This is a genomic window from Vreelandella aquamarina (assembly GCF_044805175.1).
Classification (GTDB): domain Bacteria; phylum Pseudomonadota; class Gammaproteobacteria; order Pseudomonadales; family Halomonadaceae; genus Vreelandella; species Vreelandella aquamarina_B.
Genome location: NZ_CP085232.1, coordinates 494,297 through 510,018, shown reverse-complemented (window position 1 = coordinate 510,018; position 15,722 = coordinate 494,297). Strand labels below are relative to the sequence as shown.

Below are 15,722 nucleotides of genomic sequence, written 5' to 3'. Positions count from 1 at the left end.
CAGCGACGAGGTATCCGCTATGCGCTTGACCACAAAAGGCCGTTACGCCGTTACCGCCATGCTGGATTTGGCGATTAACGCCCCGGACGGCCCTACCAGCCTGGGAGATATCTCCCAGCGCCAGGAAATTTCGCTCTCTTACCTGGAACAGCTGTTTGCCAGACTGCGCCGGGCGGGGCTGGTCAGCAGCGTACGCGGACCTGGCGGCGGCTACTTACTGGCGAAGCCGCCCGAGGAGATTAGCGTTTCCCAGGTCATTGACGCGGTGAATGAAACCGTCGACGCCACCCGCTGCCAAGGGCTATCCGACTGCCAGCAGGGCGATACCTGTTTAACGCACCACCTATGGTGCGAGCTATCCGGGCAGATCCGCAGCTTTCTTGACGACATTACGCTGGCACAGTTGATTCAGCGCCCTGATGTGATCCGTATCGCTACCCGGCAAAAGCAGCGGGCCAACGCTGGCATCCTCGCTTCCTCCCCATAAGGTATTGATTGCACGCTGGAACCCATGACGATGACTTCCACTCCCACGCTGCCGATTTATCTCGATTATGCCGCCACCACGCCAGTAGATAGCCGCGTGGCCGAGGTAATGCAGCGCTACTTAACGGTTGACCAGCTGTTCGCCAACCCCGCCTCCCGCAGCCATATGCTGGGCTGGCAGGCAGAGCAGGTGGTGGAACAGGCGCGCCGCCAGGTAGCTGATACGATCGGTGCCGACCCCCGCGAGATCGTCTGGACCAGCGGCGCCACCGAGGCCAACAACCTGGCGCTGACCGGCTTTATGCGTGCTAACCGCGAACGCGGCATGCACCTTGTCACCTCCTGCATTGAGCATAAAGCGGTGGTGGATACCGCCAAGGCGCTGAAGAGTGAAGGCTTTGAGGTCACGCTAATGACACCGGGGCGGGACGGGCGCATTACCCCCGAACAGCTACGTGCGGCCATGCGCGATGATACCGCGCTGGTATCACTCATGGCGGTGAATAACGAGCTGGGCAGCGTCAACGACATTGCCGCTCTGGCGGAAGTCGCCCATGACTTTGGTGCGGCTATTCATACCGATGCCGCCCAAGCGGTGGGACGCATACCGCTCGACGTGGTCGCACAGCATATCGATTTGATGTCGCTCTCCGGCCATAAAGCCTACGGCCCAAAGGGCGTGGGCGCGCTGTATGTAAAACGCCACCCGGATATTCGCGTAGAGGCACTGATTCATGGCGGCGGACACGAACGCGGTATGCGCTCGGGCACGCTACCCACCCACCAGATCGCCGGCATGGGTGAGGCGTTCGCCATTATGCAGCGGCAGCAGGATGACGACCAAGCCCACATTGCAGCGCTGCGCGAGCGCTTGTTAAGCGGCTTGGCCGACCTGGAGGGCGTTGTCCCCAACTCCCCGCTGGAGAACGCCGTTCCCAACATCCTCAACCTGGCGTTTGACGGCGTGGATGGCGAGGCACTGCTGATGGCACTGCGGGATGTGGCGGTATCAACCGGCTCTGCCTGCAACTCAGCAAGCGTAGACCCCTCTTATGTACTACTGGGCATTGGTACGCCCCGTCGGCTTGCGCTCTCATCGCTGCGTATTAGCTTTGGGCGCTTTACCCAAGAGGCCGAGATCGACCACGCATTAACCTTATTGCGCCACGCGGTGAGCGGCTTACGTGCCAACGCACGTTAGGCGGCTGATGCTCTCCTGACGCACGGCTAACGACTTCCTAAAGGAGAACGCTCCATGGCAACACTGAATATTACTCCCGCTGCAGCTGAACAAATTCACCGTGTCCTTGACGAGCGCGGGCAGGGGTTAGGCCTGCGGGTATCGGTCAAACCCAGCGGCTGCTCCGGCTATAGCTATGTGCTGGACTTTGCCGATGAAGCCCAGGATGGCGACATTCGTTTCGAGGCCCACGGTGCCAGCGTATACGTCGCCCCGGATGCGGTGGAGATGCTGGACGGCAGCGAAGTGGACTACGTCAGCGAAGGCTTGAATCGCTTTTTCCGCTTCAACAACCCCAACGTCAAAGACCAGTGCGGCTGCGGTGAAAGCTTCACGGTTTAAACCACCATCAGCGGCCGTTGCGTATCACCGGTATTCATCCCCACCGGGAGGCGCTATAATCGCGGCCACTCGGCAGCCGGTACAGCACACGGCCCTAGCCGACCACTTTTTTCCTGCGCCGCCCCGGCTTTCCGGGGCGGCAATTTCTGCTTTATCCCCTTTAAGGAGATTTCTGCATGGCGACTGAACGTACTCTTTCCATCATTAAGCCCGATGCCGTTGCTAAAAATGCCATTGGCGACATCATTGCACGCTTTGAAAAAGCGGGCCTGAAAGTCGTTGCGGCTAAAATGCTACACCTCTCTGAAGAGAAAGCGGGCGGTTTCTATGCTGAGCACAAAGAGCGCCCCTTCTTCAAAGACCTGGTTGGCTTCATGACCTCTGGCCCGGTAGTGGTACAAGTGCTGGAAGGCGAAGGCGCTATCGCTAAAAACCGTGAGCTGATGGGTGCTACCAACCCGAAAGAAGCGGCTCCGGGCACTATCCGCGCCGATTTCGCGGAAACAATCGACGCCAACGCTGTCCATGGCTCTGATTCTCCGGAAAGCGCCGAGCGTGAAATTAGCTACTTCTTCGGTAACGACGAAATTTGCCCGCGCTAAACCAAGCGCCGCCGTTTCAACCTTCGTTGCCGGCCATTTTCGCGGGGGCTTTGCCCCCGCCTCTTTCTGAACGCTGACCGCCATGACCACCACCGTAGCCCAACATACGCCTGCCCCTAACTCCACTCCCGACAGTGCACCGGCGCGCCAGAACCTGCTGGGACTCTCCCGCGAGCAGATGGAAGCGTTCTTTTTGTCGATCGGCGAAAAGAAATTCCGCGCCACCCAGGTGATGAAGTGGATTCACCAGGAAGGCATCGACGACTTCGCGGCGATGACCAACCTATCGAAAGCGCTGCGCGATAAGCTTGCCCAGCTGGCTGAAATTCGCGGCCCCGGCGTTGTCTACGAAGGCACCTCCAGCGATGGCACCCGTAAATGGGTATTAGAGGTTGAGGATGGCAGCTACGTGGAAACGGTACTGATTCCCGCCGAGAACGGTAAGCGGCGTACGCTGTGTGTCTCTTCCCAGGTGGGCTGCTCGCTGGATTGCAGCTTCTGCTCCACCGGCAAACAGGGCTTTCAGCGCAACTTAACCGCCGCCGAGATTATCGGCCAGGTGTGGGTCGCCCAACGCAGCGTTGGCCCCCGTCGTGATACCGCCAACCGCCCAGTGACCAACGTGGTCATGATGGGCATGGGTGAACCGCTGCTCAATTTCGATAACGTCGTGCCTGCTATGAAGCTGATGCTCGACGATAACGGTTACGGGCTATCCAAGCGCCGCGTCACGCTCTCTACCTCCGGCGTGGTGCCGATGATGGATAAGCTGGGCGACGAGCTAGACGTCAGCCTAGCCATCTCGTTGCACGCCTCCACCGACGAGCTGCGTAACGAGCTGGTGCCCATCAACCGTAAGTACAACATCCGTGCCCTGCTGGATGCCTGCCACCGCTATCTGGCCAAGTGCCCCGATAACCGTCAGGTCACCATCGAGTACACGCTGATTAAAGACGTCAACGACCAGCAAGAGCACGCCGAGCAGCTCGCTGCTTTACTGAAAGAGCTGCCGTGTAAAATCAACCTGATTCCGTTTAATCCGTTCCCCAACTCGGGGTACGAGAAGCCGTCGCGTAACCAAGTGATGCGCTTTCAACAGTGGCTGTACGATTTAGAGTACAACGCCACTGTGCGGACCACTCGTGGCGACGACATCGACGCCGCTTGCGGCCAGTTGGTAGGCCGCGTAAAAGACCGCACCAAGCGCAGCGCACGCTATATTCAGTCGGTCCAGCTCGACGCCGACTAACCGTCGCTGTCTTGACTTCCACTCGGCACGGCGCTTTGATGGACACGTTTTTTCTAAGTGCTAACCCAGCACTCACGTTACAGCACTGACTCATCAGTATTGACTCAAGAGGGCGTAGATGATCGGTCACCGCAGGCGCATTACCCCTTTCAGGGTGCCCATGCTGTCCGTACTTGCCGGCAGCCTACTGCTAGCGGGCTGCGCCACCTCTAGCCAAGAGGTTAGCGAAGCCAGCCCTGAGGCTGTGGAAGCCTACACACAGCTTGGCGTCGCTTACCTAGAGCGTGCTAACCTGCCTCGCGCGCTAAACGCCCTCGACCGTGCCCTAGAACTAGACCCACGCCACCCCGAGGCACTTCAGGCGCTCGCGCTGGTCTATCAACAGCAAGGAGAGAGCGACCTCGCCAACCGCTACTTCCAGCAAGCGTTGAACGCAGCACCTTCATTTACTCGCGCGCGTAATAACTATGCTGCGTTTTTGTATGATCAGGCCCAGTTTGCACAGGCCTGTGAACAGTTAGAAATGGCATCTCAAGATGCCCAGTACGCCAATCGCGCCCAGCTATTCACCAACCTTGGGCAGTGCTATTTGGCACTAGACGACGTTGCTAAAGCGCGCGAACGTTTGCAGCGTGCGCAAAGTATCGACCCGCGCAACCCACGCGGGTATTTAATGTTAGCCGAACTAGAAGTTTCACAGGGCAATTACGATCAGGCCTGGGCGCCGCTGCAAAACTACCTGCAGCTAGCAGGCCCAGACCCAGTAGCGCTGGAGCTGGCGATTGATGTCGCCCTCGCCCGTGGTGACAACGCCGCGGCTGCCGACTACCAGCGCTTGCTTAACCATTAATTAGCCCTGATCACCTAAATTATTGAAGGATGCTCAGCCATGAGCGACACACAATTACACGACAGCGTTACGACTGCCAGCAGCACCGCTACCCCCGGCGAACTGCTTTCCCGCCAGCGCGAAGCACTTGGCGTTTCGCTAAACGATGCCGCCCGTGCGCTCAACCTACGCCCAGCGGTCGTTGATGGTTTAGAGAAAGATAACTACGAAGAGATACCCGTGGCCGCTTACCGCCGCGGCTACCTGCGCGCCTACGCCAAATACCTAGGCATGGACGAGCGCCTCGTGCTGGAGGCCTACCAAGCCCGTCACGGCAACAGCGACGCTGAGCGTAAAGTCACGCCGGTTACCGTCACTAAACCACCCTCGAAAATGGGGGCCTGGCTATTTAAGATGGTCACGCTGCTCGTCATCATAGGCTTGATCGCCGTCACTGTAGCTTGGTGGCAAAGTCGAGGCGGCAGCGAGCCGCCAAGCATTGGGACGTCCCCTTCTTTTGAAGAGAACGAGGCGCCTAACAGCGAACCTGAACCAACTCCTGAACCCGCACCGGTGGTTACACCTGAACCCGCCGACACCGAGGAGTTGACCAACGATTCGGCCAACAATGAGCCCGCCGGCAGTGTCAGCGGTGATAGCACAGCGCCTGCCGCTGCCAATGATGCACCAACCGCCACAGAAGAGGAGGCACCGGCCACTCAAGTGGTTGAAGCCGACGCCGCTACCGAGGTCACTGAAGCGCCTGCCGAAGAGGTGGCGGAGACGGAGCCTGCGGCTACCGCTACCCCCAACCTGCTGGAGCTGACCTTTAACGAGCAGTCTTGGACCGAAATTTTCGACGCCAACAACCAGCGCGTATTCGTCGGCCTACAAGCGCCCGGCACCACCGCGAGCGTTGAGGGCGAGCCGCCTTTTCGTTTAACTATTGGCAATGCTACCGGCGTTGAGCTGCGCTACCAAGGTGAGGTTGTAAACCTCGCCGAGCGCGCCGGTGCCAATAACGTTGCCCGCTTTACCCTGGGAGAGTGACCCGTCTTATGCACGCCCCTTCTCCGATTAAACGCCGCCCGTCACGCCAAATCCATGTTGGCAATGTGGCGGTAGGCGGTAATGCACCAATTTCGGTGCAAAGCATGACCAACACCAACACCCTGGATGTAGACGCCACGGTGGGTCAAATTCAGCAGCTGGAAAAAGCCGGGGCAGACATCGTACGCGTCTCCGTACCGGATATGGACGCCGCCGAAGCCTTCGGCAAAATCAAGCAGCGGGTGGCCGTGCCCCTCGTTGCGGATATTCATTTTGATTACAAAATCGCCCTGCGCGTGGCCGAACTGGGGGTGGACTGCCTACGCATCAACCCCGGCAACATTGGCCGGGAAGACCGCGTGCGTGCGGTAGTGAGCGCCGCTCGCGACCACGGCATCCCAATCCGTATCGGGGTCAATGCCGGGTCGTTGGAAAAAGACCTGCAAAAAAAGTACGGCGAGCCTACCCCCGCCGCGCTGGTCGAGTCCGCCATGCGCCATATTGACCACCTTGACCGTCTCGATTTCCAGGAGTTTAAAGTCAGCGTGAAAGCGTCTGATGTGTTTATGGCGGTGGCCGCTTATCGCGACCTTGCCACCCGCATCGAGCAGCCGCTGCACCTGGGTATTACCGAAGCGGGCGGCCTGCGTTCAGGCACGGTGAAGTCCTCCATTGGCCTTGGCATGCTGCTGATGGACGGTATCGGCGATACCATCCGCGTCTCGCTGGCCGCCGACCCGGTAGAGGAGATCAAGGTCGGGTTCGATATGCTCAAGAGCCTGAAGCTACGCGCCAAGGGCATTAACTTTATCGCCTGCCCCAGCTGCTCGCGGCAAAACTTTGACGTCATCAGCACCATGAACCAGCTCGAAGAGCGCCTGGAAGACGTGATGACGCCGCTGGATGTCTCGGTGATTGGCTGTGTGGTCAACGGCCCCGGCGAAGCCAAAGAAACCGATATTGGCCTGACCGGCGGCTCGCCAGCCAACTTGGTCTATATCGACGGCAAACCGGCGAGCAAGCTGCGTAATGACCATCTTGTGGACGACTTAGAGAAGCTGATCCGCGATAAAGTGCGCCAAAAAGAGCAGCAGCAAGAGAAGATGATTGCGCGCAGCGTTTAACGCCTCGCATTGCCGGCACGGGGCGGTGTATTCCCCGCGCCCCGCATGCTGCCGCCCAGACAAGGAGTTTTCATTGAGCAAGTCCGCCGCTAAAAAGATTCAAGCCATCCGTGGTATGAACGACCTATTGCCCAGCGACAGCCCACGCTGGCAATTTTTTGAGGCCAAAGTACGCCAGCTAATGCACCGCTACGGCTTCGATGAAATTCGTACGCCGATCGTGGAGCAGACGGCGCTGTTTGCCCGCTCGATTGGTGAAGTCACCGACATCGTCGAGAAAGAGATGTACACCTTCGACGACCGCAATGGCGACAGCCTCACCCTGCGCCCTGAAGGCACCGCCAGCTGCGTACGGGCGGCCATGGAACACGGCTTGCTGCATAACCAAACCCAGCGGCTTTGGTACCAAGGGCCGATGTTCCGCCACGAACGTCCCCAGAAAGGGCGTTACCGTCAGTTCCACCAGGTCGGCGTAGAGACATACGGCTTTGATGGCCCAGACATCGACGCCGAGGTTATCCTGCTCTCGGCGCGGCTGTGGCAAGAGCTTGGCTTGATGGAGCACGTCACCCTTGAGCTGAACTCCCTGGGTTCCGCTGAAGCGCGGGCCGCCTACCGCGACAAACTGGTGGCCTACTTCGAGCAGCACCAGGACGTTCTCGATGACGACTCCAAACGGCGTCTGACCAGCAACCCGCTGCGTATTCTGGACTCGAAAAACCCTGACATGGCCGAGATGCTCAACGCGGCCCCACAGCTGATGGACCACCTGGACGAAGCATCACGGGAGCACTTCGATCAGCTCAAAGCGATGCTGGATGCCGCCGGTATTCCCTACGTGGTCAACCCACGCCTAGTGCGTGGCTTGGACTACTACTGCCGCACGGTGTTCGAGTGGACCACCACTGCGCTGGGCAGCCAAGGCACCGTATGTGCCGGTGGCCGCTATGACGGCCTAGTAGAGCAGCTTGGCGGCAAGCCCACGCCAGCGGTGGGCTTCGCCATGGGGATCGAGCGTTTAGTTCTGCTGCTTGAAACGCTCAACCTGGTACCTGATGAGGCCCTGGGCGGCTGTGACGCTTATCTGGTGCCCATGGATGACAGCGCCACCGTGGCCGCTCTCACCCTAGCCGAGCAGCTACGCAGTGCGCTGCCTTCCCTGCGCCTACAGCTACACTGCGGCGGCGGCAGCTTCAAGAGCCGGATGAAGAAGGCGGATAAGAGCGCCGCGCCGGTGGCAATTCTGCTGGGTGAGGATGAGCTCGCCAACCAAACCGCCACACTGAAGTTTCTGCGCGATGACCGCGAGCAGCAGCAGGTGGCCCAGGCAGCGCTGGCCGAGACTCTCCACGAGTTACTGCCTAACCTACCGTCTCATTAACGTAACTGCCCCCCAGCGATGCCTGGGGCGGATGAACACTCGTTAGCCGCAAAAGCGGCTGACCCATGAAACAGGAGGCCGCCCGTGGCGGAGCTGAGAAGCGAAGAAGAGCAGCTAGAAGTCGTCAAACGCTGGTGGAAAGAGAACGGAACCTCGCTGATTGCCGGTGCCGTTCTCGCTGCGGCGGGCGTCTTTGGTTGGAACGCGTGGCAGAACTATCAAGAAGGCAAAGCGGAAGCCGCCTCGGTTCGCTACCAGCAGTTAATTAACATGACCGCTGGCACCACCTTGGAAGAGGACCAGCTAAGCGCGGCGCAGACGCTGATCGAGGAGCTGACCGACGAGTACGGCAACACCCTGTATGCCGAGCTTGCACAGCTATTGGAAGCCCGCCTTGCGGTACAGCAAGGCGACCTTTCAGCAGCCAAGCAGGCACTGCAGGACGTGGCCAGCAACTCCTCACGCCGCTATGTGCAAAGCCTAGCTTGGCTACGTTTGGCGCGTATTGAGATAGCCGAAGGCAACCCGGAAGCCGCCCTCGCGTTGCTTGATCAACCCATTTCCGACGCGCTGGCCGCCCAGCAAGCCAACGTGCGTGGCGATGCTTTCCTGGCTCAAAACCAGCCGGAGCAGGCGCGCGAAGCATGGCAAACCGCGCTGTCAGTCGCCCAAACGCAGAACCAGCCGCTTTACGGCGTGCAGTTCAAGCTTGACGATCTCGGCGCCGAGGAGGTGACACAGTGATGATGACTAGCCTGAAAAAACCGCTCTTTTCCAAACACCTGATGCGTACCACGCTGGGTGCCGTGGCGCTGGCGCTGCTGGCCGGCTGTGCCAGCAAAGGCGAACCGGCGTTCACCCCCAAAGAGCTGCGTAGCTTTGACGAAACGTCATCGCTGGACAGCGTTTGGGATCGCCGCGTAGGCGATGGCTTTGGCAGTGCCCGCTACCCCATCGCGCCTTCCCGTGAGGGCGATACCGTCTTCGCTGCGGATGCCTCCGGTTTGGTGGCCGCGTTCAACGCCAGCAGCGGCGAACGTGAGTGGGAAATCGAGCTGGACACTCCGCTTTCCAGTGCGCTGAACGCGATTGCCGGCCAGGTATATCTCGGCACCCGCAACGGTGAAGTGATCGCCCTTAACCAGCGCGATGGCAGCGTTGCTTGGCGCTCACGGGTCTCCAGCGAAGTGCTGGCGGCTCCACAAGCTAACCAGCAGCTGCTGTTGGTGCAGAGTGTAGACGGTCAAATCACCGCCCTGGACCGCGCCAGCGGTGAAGAGCGTTGGGTCTATACTAGCTCGCAGCCAGCACTAACGCTGCGCGGCACCGGAACGCCCATGGTCATTGACCCGGTTACTTTTGTGGGCTTGGCCAATGGCCGCCTCGCCACGCTGGATAACCGCAGCGGCCAAGCCCTGTGGGATATGCAAATTGCCACGCCGCGCGGACGCAGCGACGTTGAGCGCCTGGTGGACCTGTCGGGCCAGCCGGTACTTAGCCCCGATGGCCGCCTGTTCGTGACCAGCTACAATGGCCGTGTGGTTGCGCTGGAAGCAACCCGTGGTGGCGTGCTGTGGGAAACCAACCTCTCCAGCCGCCACACGCCGATTCTGGTAGGCGATTTCCTGTTTGTGGTCAGCGACGACAGCCATATCGTGGCCCTGGATGCCAACAGCGGCCAGGAGATTTGGCGTAACGATGATTTGGAAGATCGCTGGCTCACCGCCCCCGCCTTTGCCGATGGCCGCCTAGTTGTGGGTGATTTCGAGGGTTATGTCCACCTGATCGACGCCCGCGAAGGTAACCTGGTAGGCCGTACGCGCATCGACGACTCGGGCATTAGCGTGCGCCCGGTCACTGAAGGCAGCACCATTCATGTCCAGGCCAACAATGGTCGCCTGGAAACCCTGGAAGTAACTCCATGACACCCGTCATTGCATTAGTCGGTCGCCCCAATGTGGGCAAATCGACGCTGTTTAACCGTCTGACCCGCTCGCGCGATGCGCTGGTGGCAGACTTTCCTGGCCTGACCCGCGACCGTAAATACGGTAACGGCATGCTGGGTGGCAAAGCGTACACCGTCATCGATACCGGCGGTATCAGCGGTGACGAAGAAGGCATCGATGCCGCGATGGCCGAGCAGTCCCTCGCGGCCATCGACGAAGCCGATATCGTGCTGTTCCTGGTCGATGCCCGCGCCGGGCTGAACGTCGCCGATGAAGCGATCGCCAACCACCTGCGCGTCAATCAGAAGAAAACCTGGCTGGTGGTCAACAAGACCGACGGCTTGGAAGAGCACTCGGCCATGGCCGACTTCTGGAAACTGGGCCTGGGCGACCCGTGGCCGATTGCCGCCGCCCATGGCCGCAACGTATCGCTGCTGATCGATACGGTGCTTGAACCCTTCCCCGAGCGGGATGCCAGTATCCCCGCCGACACGGGCACCAAAGGCATCCGTATTGGCGTCATCGGCCGCCCGAACGTGGGTAAATCCACGCTGGTTAACCGCCTGCTGGGCGAAGACCGCGTGGTGGTATATGACGAAGCGGGCACCACCCGTGATGCCATCGAAATCCCCTTCGAGCGTAACGGCAAGCCGTATGTGCTGATCGATACCGCAGGCATTCGTCGGCGCAAGAACGTGCGTGAAATCGCCGAAAAGTTCTCGATCATCAAGACGCTGGATGCGATCAAAGAGAGCCATGTGGCCGTCATGGTGCTGGATGCCCGCAGCGGCTTGGTCGAGCAGGACCTTCACCTGCTGGATTACGTGCTCACCACCGGCCGTGCGCTAGTGCTGGCCGTGAACAAGTGGGATGGGTTGGAGAGCGAAGCCAAAGAGAAGATGCGCGCCGATATCAAGCGCCGTCTGGGCTTTGCCGACTATGCCGAGCTGCACTTCATTTCCGCGCTGCATGGCACCGCAGTGGGCGATTTATACCCCTCCATTGAGCGGGCGTTTAACGCCGCCAACGCGCACTGGTCGACCAACCGTCTCACCACGCTGCTGCAGGATGCGGTAAGCCAGCATCCGCCTCCCATGGTGAATGGACGCCGCATCAAGCTGCGTATGGCTCACCAGGGTGGCAGCAACCCGCCGATTATCGTGGTACACGGCAACCAGACATCGTCGCTACCCGAGGCTTATCGCCGCTACCTGACCAACACCTTCCGCAAAGTGTTGAAGGTGCGCGGCACGCCGATGCGCTTTGAGTTCCGGTCGGGCAACAACCCGTTCGATAACATGGCGGGCGCCAGCGATAAAGAGAAAGCCAAAAAGCGCGAGCTTAACCGTACCAAAGAGGCGCGCAAAAGCCGCCGTTAAGCGATGCTCCTCTGCTCAACGCCCGCTGACGATTCAGCGGGCGTTTTTATTACCCTCTCCAACCGCAAATCTGCTTGACAGACACCCTCGCCCGCCCTCAAATAGCGGCGCTTTTCGGCACCTGCCCTGCAGATACTTGCTCTATCACTCTTGCCCTTCTTAGGAGGGACGTACATGCACTACGCTTTTCGTCGCGGACGCGGCTTGGTTTTACTGCTGCTGGCGAGCCTGTTAACCGGCTGCTTGGCGCTGCCCCAAACGGGACTGTTTGCCTTTCGCTTAGCAGTCACATCGCTGGGGATCGAAGACGTGCGCATTGGCCCTTACAGCGTCAATGCCGGGCTGGATACCAGCGACTTATCGAGCTTGCTGGCCTCTAGCCTGGGTGCTGGCAGCTTGCCGGTGCAAGCCACCCTGGCGATGGGGCTTGGCCTGCCCGCCGGTATGCCTCCGGTGGAGATGTCTGGCTTTCGCTGGACGCTGGACATGCCTGGCATAGACCCAGTGCAAGGTAATTATGAGCAGAACGTTACCCTCACATCGGGGCAGGACGCCAACCTCCGCCTGCCGGTGGCCTTTGATGTTCTAGCTGCAGACCACCAGCAAATGACGCCAATGCTAGAGCTGGCCAGCCAACTCGCCAGCCAGGGGGAACTGCCTGCGGGCAGTGAGATAGCCATCACCCCAGGAGATTTGCGCGGCCTGGGCATGACGCTACCCTCTGGCCTGCTCACGCCCACCATTCGCTTGAACGTGGGCGCCGACGGGCAGCTCATACCCCAACGCTAGGCTGCCAAGCGCACTACTCACCGCGCTCATGAAGGCGTTTGCGGCCCACGTACTGGGCCGCAAACTGCCACGCCGTGCGGCCGCTTCGCCCACCGCGCAGCGTGGCAAAACGAATCGCTTCCGCTCGGGCTGTATCGTCCCAGTCCTGCTGCTCACCAATACGCCCTACCCAGTGTTCACACACTTCTAAATAGGTCGCTTGGCTGAACGGATGGAAGCCAAGCCACAGGCCGAAACGATCCGAGAGGGAAATTTTCTCTTCCACCGCATCGCCGTGGTGCAGCTCTTCGCCTACCAGCCGTGAACCGCTGTTGTCCTCCATCGACTCCGGCAGTAGGTGACGGCGGTTCGAGGTGGCATAGAGCAGCACGTTCTCCGGTGGCCCGGTCAGTGCGCCGTCTAACACGCTCTTAAGCGCTTTATAGGCGTCGTCGTTACCTTCAAATGATAGGTCGTCGCAATACACCACAAAGCGGTGCGGCTGATGGCGCAGTTGTTCCACCAGCAGCGGTAGGCTGGCAAGATCATGGCGGTCGACCTGGATCAGCCGCAGACCTGCGCCTGCCAGCGAATTAAGCAGCGCGCGTATCACCGATGATTTACCGCTGCCCCGCGAGCCCCAGAGCAGCGCGTGATTGGCGGGCAGCCCCTGCAAAAAGGCGCGGGTGTTATCGACCAACGCTAGCTTCTGGCGCTCAATGCCCAGCAGGTCGTCCAGGGTCATGGTGTCTCTCGGCGGTACCGGCACCAACCGCCCGCCCAGTGGGTGGCGCTGCCAGATGGCCGCGACATGGGTGTTCCATTCCACCGGCGTAGGCGCAGGCGGCAGCCAGTGGTCTACATGATCGAGTAACCGCGCTAGGCGCTGGCTTAATTCAGCATCCATCGACATCCCCGGAGTAAGTTACGATAAGGGTTGATTTACCACTAACAGTGGTTATTAACCAGCGCGAAAAACCGCTTACTTTTAGTGAGCGGATGGATAGCGCGGCATCCGCAGGATGCCCTTGCTGACGTTTTGTACAGTGCTATACTACGCATGTCGACACGACCTACCAAGGGGCACTCGGAAAGTGACGTCTGTGGAGACGATGTGAGACCTGGGGGACATGAGTTGGTTCGCCACCGTAAAAATCCCCACCGTGGGACTTTTACGGCGATAACCAAGCCATTCCCTCGGGCAATCGTCTTGGAAACAGAAACCAGGAAAGTAACAACCTGGGAATCCTCTTCCTTTCCGTCGCCAGACGGCAGCGCAAGTTGAGGGAGGGGAGGATGTCAACTTGTGTGCAAGGTTCCCCACTCGTCTATAAGGAAACTGTTATGCGTTGGCTTCGCCCATTAGCGATTACGGCGCTCTGCGCCTCAATCGCAGCCTGCTCGACCTCCCCCACCGGCCGTTCACAGCTACTACTGCTCTCCGATAGCGAGCTAAACGAGATGGGCCGTCAGGCGTTCACCCAATACCAGCAGGAGCTACCCACTGCGGGCCAGGCAAGCCATCGCTATGTGCAGTGTATTGCGGATGCCATTGTGGCGGAACTGCCTGCCGAGCAACAGCAGTTAGACTGGCAGATCCGTGTGTTTGAATCCGAGCAGCCCAACGCCTTTGCCCTTCCCGGCGGCTACATGGGCGTGAATACTGGCATGTTAGAGATTGCTACCAACCAAGACCAGCTGGCCTCGGTGATAGGACACGAGATTGGTCACGTTTTGGCAAGCCACGCCAACGAGCGTGCTTCGACCGAAAGCGCTACGTCGTTAGGCCTGTCGGTTATTTCCAGTGCTTCTGGAATGCAGTCTGCTGGCGGCCAGCAGCTCATGGGCGTTTTGGGAATGGGTGCCCAATACGGCATCGTGCTGCCGTTCTCCCGTGCCCATGAGAGCGAGGCTGATGTGATTGGTCTGGACCTCATGGCACAAGCAGGCTTCGACCCACGTCAAAGCGTCACCCTGTGGGAGAATATGCAGGCAGCCACCGGCGGAGGCGCGCCCCCCGTATGGATGTCGACCCACCCCGGGCAAGGCCAGCGCATTCAGGGCCTCCAAGCCAACATGGATCGGGCACTGACGAGTTATGAGCAGGCCCGCAACAACGGCCGCACTCCCAACTGCCCGCGTCCATAGCGGCACTTAGAGGTTCCCATGATCCGTTTGGGTTTACTGCTGTTAGTCCTGCCGATTCTGGCACTGCTGGGCGTCTATTTTTGGGAGCTGGGGGACGTTCGCGCCTGCCAGCTTGAGGGCGGCTACTGGAATTATCTGGAAGGAGCTTGCTACGACACACCGCAGCCCTTTGTGTCGTGGTTACAGCGCTCGCCGCTACTGGTGAACGGCGGCATGCTGTTATCCGTGGTGGGGCTGGTGATGTGTATGGTGGGGTTTTATACCAAGCCGCGCTAGCCTAGGCACCGCATGCATGGGGGGGCAATTCCGCCCCCATTGCCTTCGCCTATCCCCTACCGCCTATCCCCTACCGCCTAATAGTTGAGCGATTGGCGCAGAAGCGTACGCACGCTGGCCGTCTCGGGTCGAACGTTGCGCCATAGGAAAAACGACTCGGCGGCCTGCTCGACCAGCATCCCTAAACCATCCAGCAGTTTGGCGCCCCGCGGCCCCGCCCACTGGAGGAACACCGTCGGCTCTGAGCCGTACATCATGTCGTAGGCCCAGGCACCTTTGGCAAACAGCGTTTCCGGCAGCGGCGGCAGCTCGCCTGCTAGGCTGGCGCTGGTGCCGTTAATCACCAGATCAAACTGTCCTTCGATTGTTGCAAAACCGCCGCCCTGGATATTACCCAGGTCGGCAAACGCTTGGGCCAGCTGCTCGGCTTTCTCCTCGGTGCGGTTGACGATAACGACCTCACTGGGCTGCTCCGCCAGCAGCGGTTCCAATACGCCACGCACCGCGCCGCCTGCGCCGATGACCAGCACACGCTTACCCGCTAGGGGGACGCGATGGTAGGCCAAATCCCGCACTAACCCGATACCGTCGGTGGTATCGCCGTAGGTACGCCCGTTACCGCCCACAATCAGCGTATTCACCGCCTGGGCGCGCTTGGCGCGGTGGCTCAGGGTATCGCAAAGCGCAAAGGCATCACCTTTAAAGGGTACGGTCACGTTGGCGCCACGGCCACCGGCGGCCACAAACGCCCGCCATGCGTCGGCAAAGCCCTCTACCGGCGCCAGCTCGGCGGTGTAACTCATGGCCTGATGGGTCTGGCTGGCAAACTCACCGTGGATCAGCGGCGATTTAGAGTGTTTGATTGGATTACCAAACACACAGTAGCGATCACTCATCTCAAC

The 15,722-nt window shown here is 59.9% G+C and carries 17 protein-coding genes; 15 read left to right on the top strand and 2 right to left on the bottom strand.

The genetic code is table 11. From position 1 onward, the window contains the following. Nucleotides 1-19: 19 nt before the first annotated feature. The 13 genes from iscR (at nucleotide 20) to LG300_RS02360 (ending at nucleotide 12,417) form a co-directional block, all read left to right on the top strand. On the top strand, nucleotides 20-487 hold the full coding sequence (gene iscR, locus LG300_RS02420; RefSeq protein ID WP_404376827.1) for a Fe-S cluster assembly transcriptional regulator IscR: 468 nt from the start codon (nucleotides 20-22) through the stop codon (nucleotides 485-487). Between the two features lie 24 nt (nucleotides 488-511). Continuing rightward, nucleotides 512-1,687, top strand: coding sequence for an aminotransferase class V-fold PLP-dependent enzyme (locus LG300_RS02415; RefSeq protein WP_404376825.1), 1,176 nt, complete (start codon nucleotides 512-514; stop codon nucleotides 1,685-1,687). A 54-nt stretch (nucleotides 1,688-1,741) separates the two neighbouring features. Continuing rightward, nucleotides 1,742-2,068, top strand: a complete 327-nt coding sequence (locus tag LG300_RS02410) for a HesB/IscA family protein (protein WP_404376824.1) — start codon at nucleotides 1,742-1,744, stop codon at nucleotides 2,066-2,068. Between the two features lie 176 nt (nucleotides 2,069-2,244). Next, nucleotides 2,245-2,670 (top strand): nucleoside-diphosphate kinase, encoded by a 426-nt coding sequence (gene ndk / locus LG300_RS02405; protein WP_404376823.1) that lies wholly within the window; start codon nucleotides 2,245-2,247, stop codon nucleotides 2,668-2,670. Nucleotides 2,671-2,752: 82 nt separating this feature from the next. Then, on the top strand, nucleotides 2,753-3,919 hold the full coding sequence (rlmN, locus tag LG300_RS02400) for a 23S rRNA (adenine(2503)-C(2))-methyltransferase RlmN (RefSeq protein ID WP_404376822.1): 1,167 nt from the start codon (nucleotides 2,753-2,755) through the stop codon (nucleotides 3,917-3,919). 118 nt (nucleotides 3,920-4,037) lie between these two features. Next, a complete protein-coding gene (pilW, locus tag LG300_RS02395) occupies nucleotides 4,038-4,769 on the top strand; it encodes a type IV pilus biogenesis/stability protein PilW (RefSeq protein ID WP_404376821.1) in 732 nt (243 codons plus the stop codon). A 39-nt stretch (nucleotides 4,770-4,808) separates the two neighbouring features. Continuing rightward, nucleotides 4,809-5,798, top strand: a complete 990-nt coding sequence (locus tag LG300_RS02390) for a RodZ domain-containing protein (protein ID WP_404376820.1) — start codon at nucleotides 4,809-4,811, stop codon at nucleotides 5,796-5,798. An 8-nt stretch (nucleotides 5,799-5,806) separates the two neighbouring features. Next, nucleotides 5,807-6,922 (top strand): flavodoxin-dependent (E)-4-hydroxy-3-methylbut-2-enyl-diphosphate synthase, encoded by a 1,116-nt coding sequence (gene ispG, locus LG300_RS02385; RefSeq protein ID WP_404376819.1) that lies wholly within the window; start codon nucleotides 5,807-5,809, stop codon nucleotides 6,920-6,922. Nucleotides 6,923-6,995: 73 nt separating this feature from the next. After that, nucleotides 6,996-8,303: a histidine--tRNA ligase gene (gene hisS, locus LG300_RS02380; RefSeq protein WP_404376818.1), complete on the top strand. Its 1,308-nt coding sequence runs from the start codon at nucleotides 6,996-6,998 to the stop codon at nucleotides 8,301-8,303. An 84-nt stretch (nucleotides 8,304-8,387) separates the two neighbouring features. After that, a complete protein-coding gene (locus tag LG300_RS02375; protein ID WP_404376817.1) occupies nucleotides 8,388-9,047 on the top strand; it encodes a YfgM family protein in 660 nt (219 codons plus the stop codon). Next, the gene (gene bamB / locus LG300_RS02370) at nucleotides 9,047-10,228 is read left to right on the top strand and encodes an outer membrane protein assembly factor BamB (protein WP_404377965.1); all 1,182 of its coding nucleotides are present in this window, start codon (nucleotides 9,047-9,049) and stop codon (nucleotides 10,226-10,228) included. Before LG300_RS02375 ends, bamB begins: the two co-directional genes overlap by 1 nt. Further along, entirely contained in the window at nucleotides 10,225-11,628 is a 1,404-nt protein-coding gene (gene der / locus LG300_RS02365) for a ribosome biogenesis GTPase Der (RefSeq protein WP_404376816.1), read from the top strand. The genes bamB and der overlap by 4 nt, the downstream gene beginning before the upstream one ends. A gap of 174 nt (nucleotides 11,629-11,802) precedes the next feature. Beyond that, nucleotides 11,803-12,417 carry a hypothetical protein gene (locus LG300_RS02360; RefSeq protein ID WP_404376815.1) on the top strand — a complete coding sequence of 205 codons (615 nt, stop codon included), beginning with the start codon at nucleotides 11,803-11,805 and terminating at the stop codon, nucleotides 12,415-12,417. A gap of 13 nt (nucleotides 12,418-12,430) precedes the next feature. Here LG300_RS02360 and LG300_RS02355 read toward each other — a convergent pair whose 3' ends face one another. Further along, nucleotides 12,431-13,303 carry an ATP-binding protein gene (locus LG300_RS02355; RefSeq protein ID WP_404376814.1) on the bottom strand — a complete coding sequence of 291 codons (873 nt, stop codon included), beginning with the start codon at nucleotides 13,301-13,303 and terminating at the stop codon, nucleotides 12,431-12,433. Nucleotides 13,304-13,740: 437 nt separating this feature from the next. Here LG300_RS02355 and LG300_RS02350 point away from each other — a divergent pair, with 437 nt between their 5' ends. Beyond that, the gene (locus LG300_RS02350) at nucleotides 13,741-14,544 is read left to right on the top strand and encodes a M48 family metallopeptidase (RefSeq protein ID WP_404376813.1); all 804 of its coding nucleotides are present in this window, start codon (nucleotides 13,741-13,743) and stop codon (nucleotides 14,542-14,544) included. Nucleotides 14,545-14,562: 18 nt separating this feature from the next. Beyond that, the gene (locus LG300_RS02345) at nucleotides 14,563-14,820 is read left to right on the top strand and encodes a hypothetical protein (RefSeq protein ID WP_404376812.1); all 258 of its coding nucleotides are present in this window, start codon (nucleotides 14,563-14,565) and stop codon (nucleotides 14,818-14,820) included. Between the two features lie 77 nt (nucleotides 14,821-14,897). Here LG300_RS02345 and aroE read toward each other — a convergent pair whose 3' ends face one another. Further along, a complete protein-coding gene (gene aroE / locus LG300_RS02340) occupies nucleotides 14,898-15,716 on the bottom strand; it encodes a shikimate dehydrogenase (RefSeq protein ID WP_404376811.1) in 819 nt (272 codons plus the stop codon). Nucleotides 15,717-15,722 lie beyond the last annotated feature (6 nt).

Coding starts and splice junctions, on each gene's coding strand:
- rlmN (WP_404376822.1), top strand. CDS start 2,753: ATGACCACCACCGTAGCCCAACATACGCCTGCCCCTAACTCCACTCCC.
- LG300_RS02410 (WP_404376824.1), top strand. CDS start 1,742: ATGGCAACACTGAATATTACTCCCGCTGCAGCTGAACAAATTCACCGT.
- LG300_RS02390 (WP_404376820.1), top strand. CDS start 4,809: ATGAGCGACACACAATTACACGACAGCGTTACGACTGCCAGCAGCACC.
- ispG (WP_404376819.1), top strand. CDS start 5,807: ATGCACGCCCCTTCTCCGATTAAACGCCGCCCGTCACGCCAAATCCAT.
- iscR (WP_404376827.1), top strand. CDS start 20: ATGCGCTTGACCACAAAAGGCCGTTACGCCGTTACCGCCATGCTGGAT.
- LG300_RS02350 (WP_404376813.1), top strand. CDS start 13,741: ATGCGTTGGCTTCGCCCATTAGCGATTACGGCGCTCTGCGCCTCAATC.
- bamB (WP_404377965.1), top strand. CDS start 9,047: ATGATGACTAGCCTGAAAAAACCGCTCTTTTCCAAACACCTGATGCGT.
- aroE (WP_404376811.1), bottom strand. CDS start 15,716: ATGAGTGATCGCTACTGTGTGTTTGGTAATCCAATCAAACACTCTAAA.
- LG300_RS02355 (WP_404376814.1), bottom strand. CDS start 13,303: ATGGATGCTGAATTAAGCCAGCGCCTAGCGCGGTTACTCGATCATGTA.
- der (WP_404376816.1), top strand. CDS start 10,225: ATGACACCCGTCATTGCATTAGTCGGTCGCCCCAATGTGGGCAAATCG.
- LG300_RS02345 (WP_404376812.1), top strand. CDS start 14,563: ATGATCCGTTTGGGTTTACTGCTGTTAGTCCTGCCGATTCTGGCACTG.
- LG300_RS02415 (WP_404376825.1), top strand. CDS start 512: ATGACGATGACTTCCACTCCCACGCTGCCGATTTATCTCGATTATGCC.
- pilW (WP_404376821.1), top strand. CDS start 4,038: ATGATCGGTCACCGCAGGCGCATTACCCCTTTCAGGGTGCCCATGCTG.
- ndk (WP_404376823.1), top strand. CDS start 2,245: ATGGCGACTGAACGTACTCTTTCCATCATTAAGCCCGATGCCGTTGCT.
- LG300_RS02360 (WP_404376815.1), top strand. CDS start 11,803: ATGCACTACGCTTTTCGTCGCGGACGCGGCTTGGTTTTACTGCTGCTG.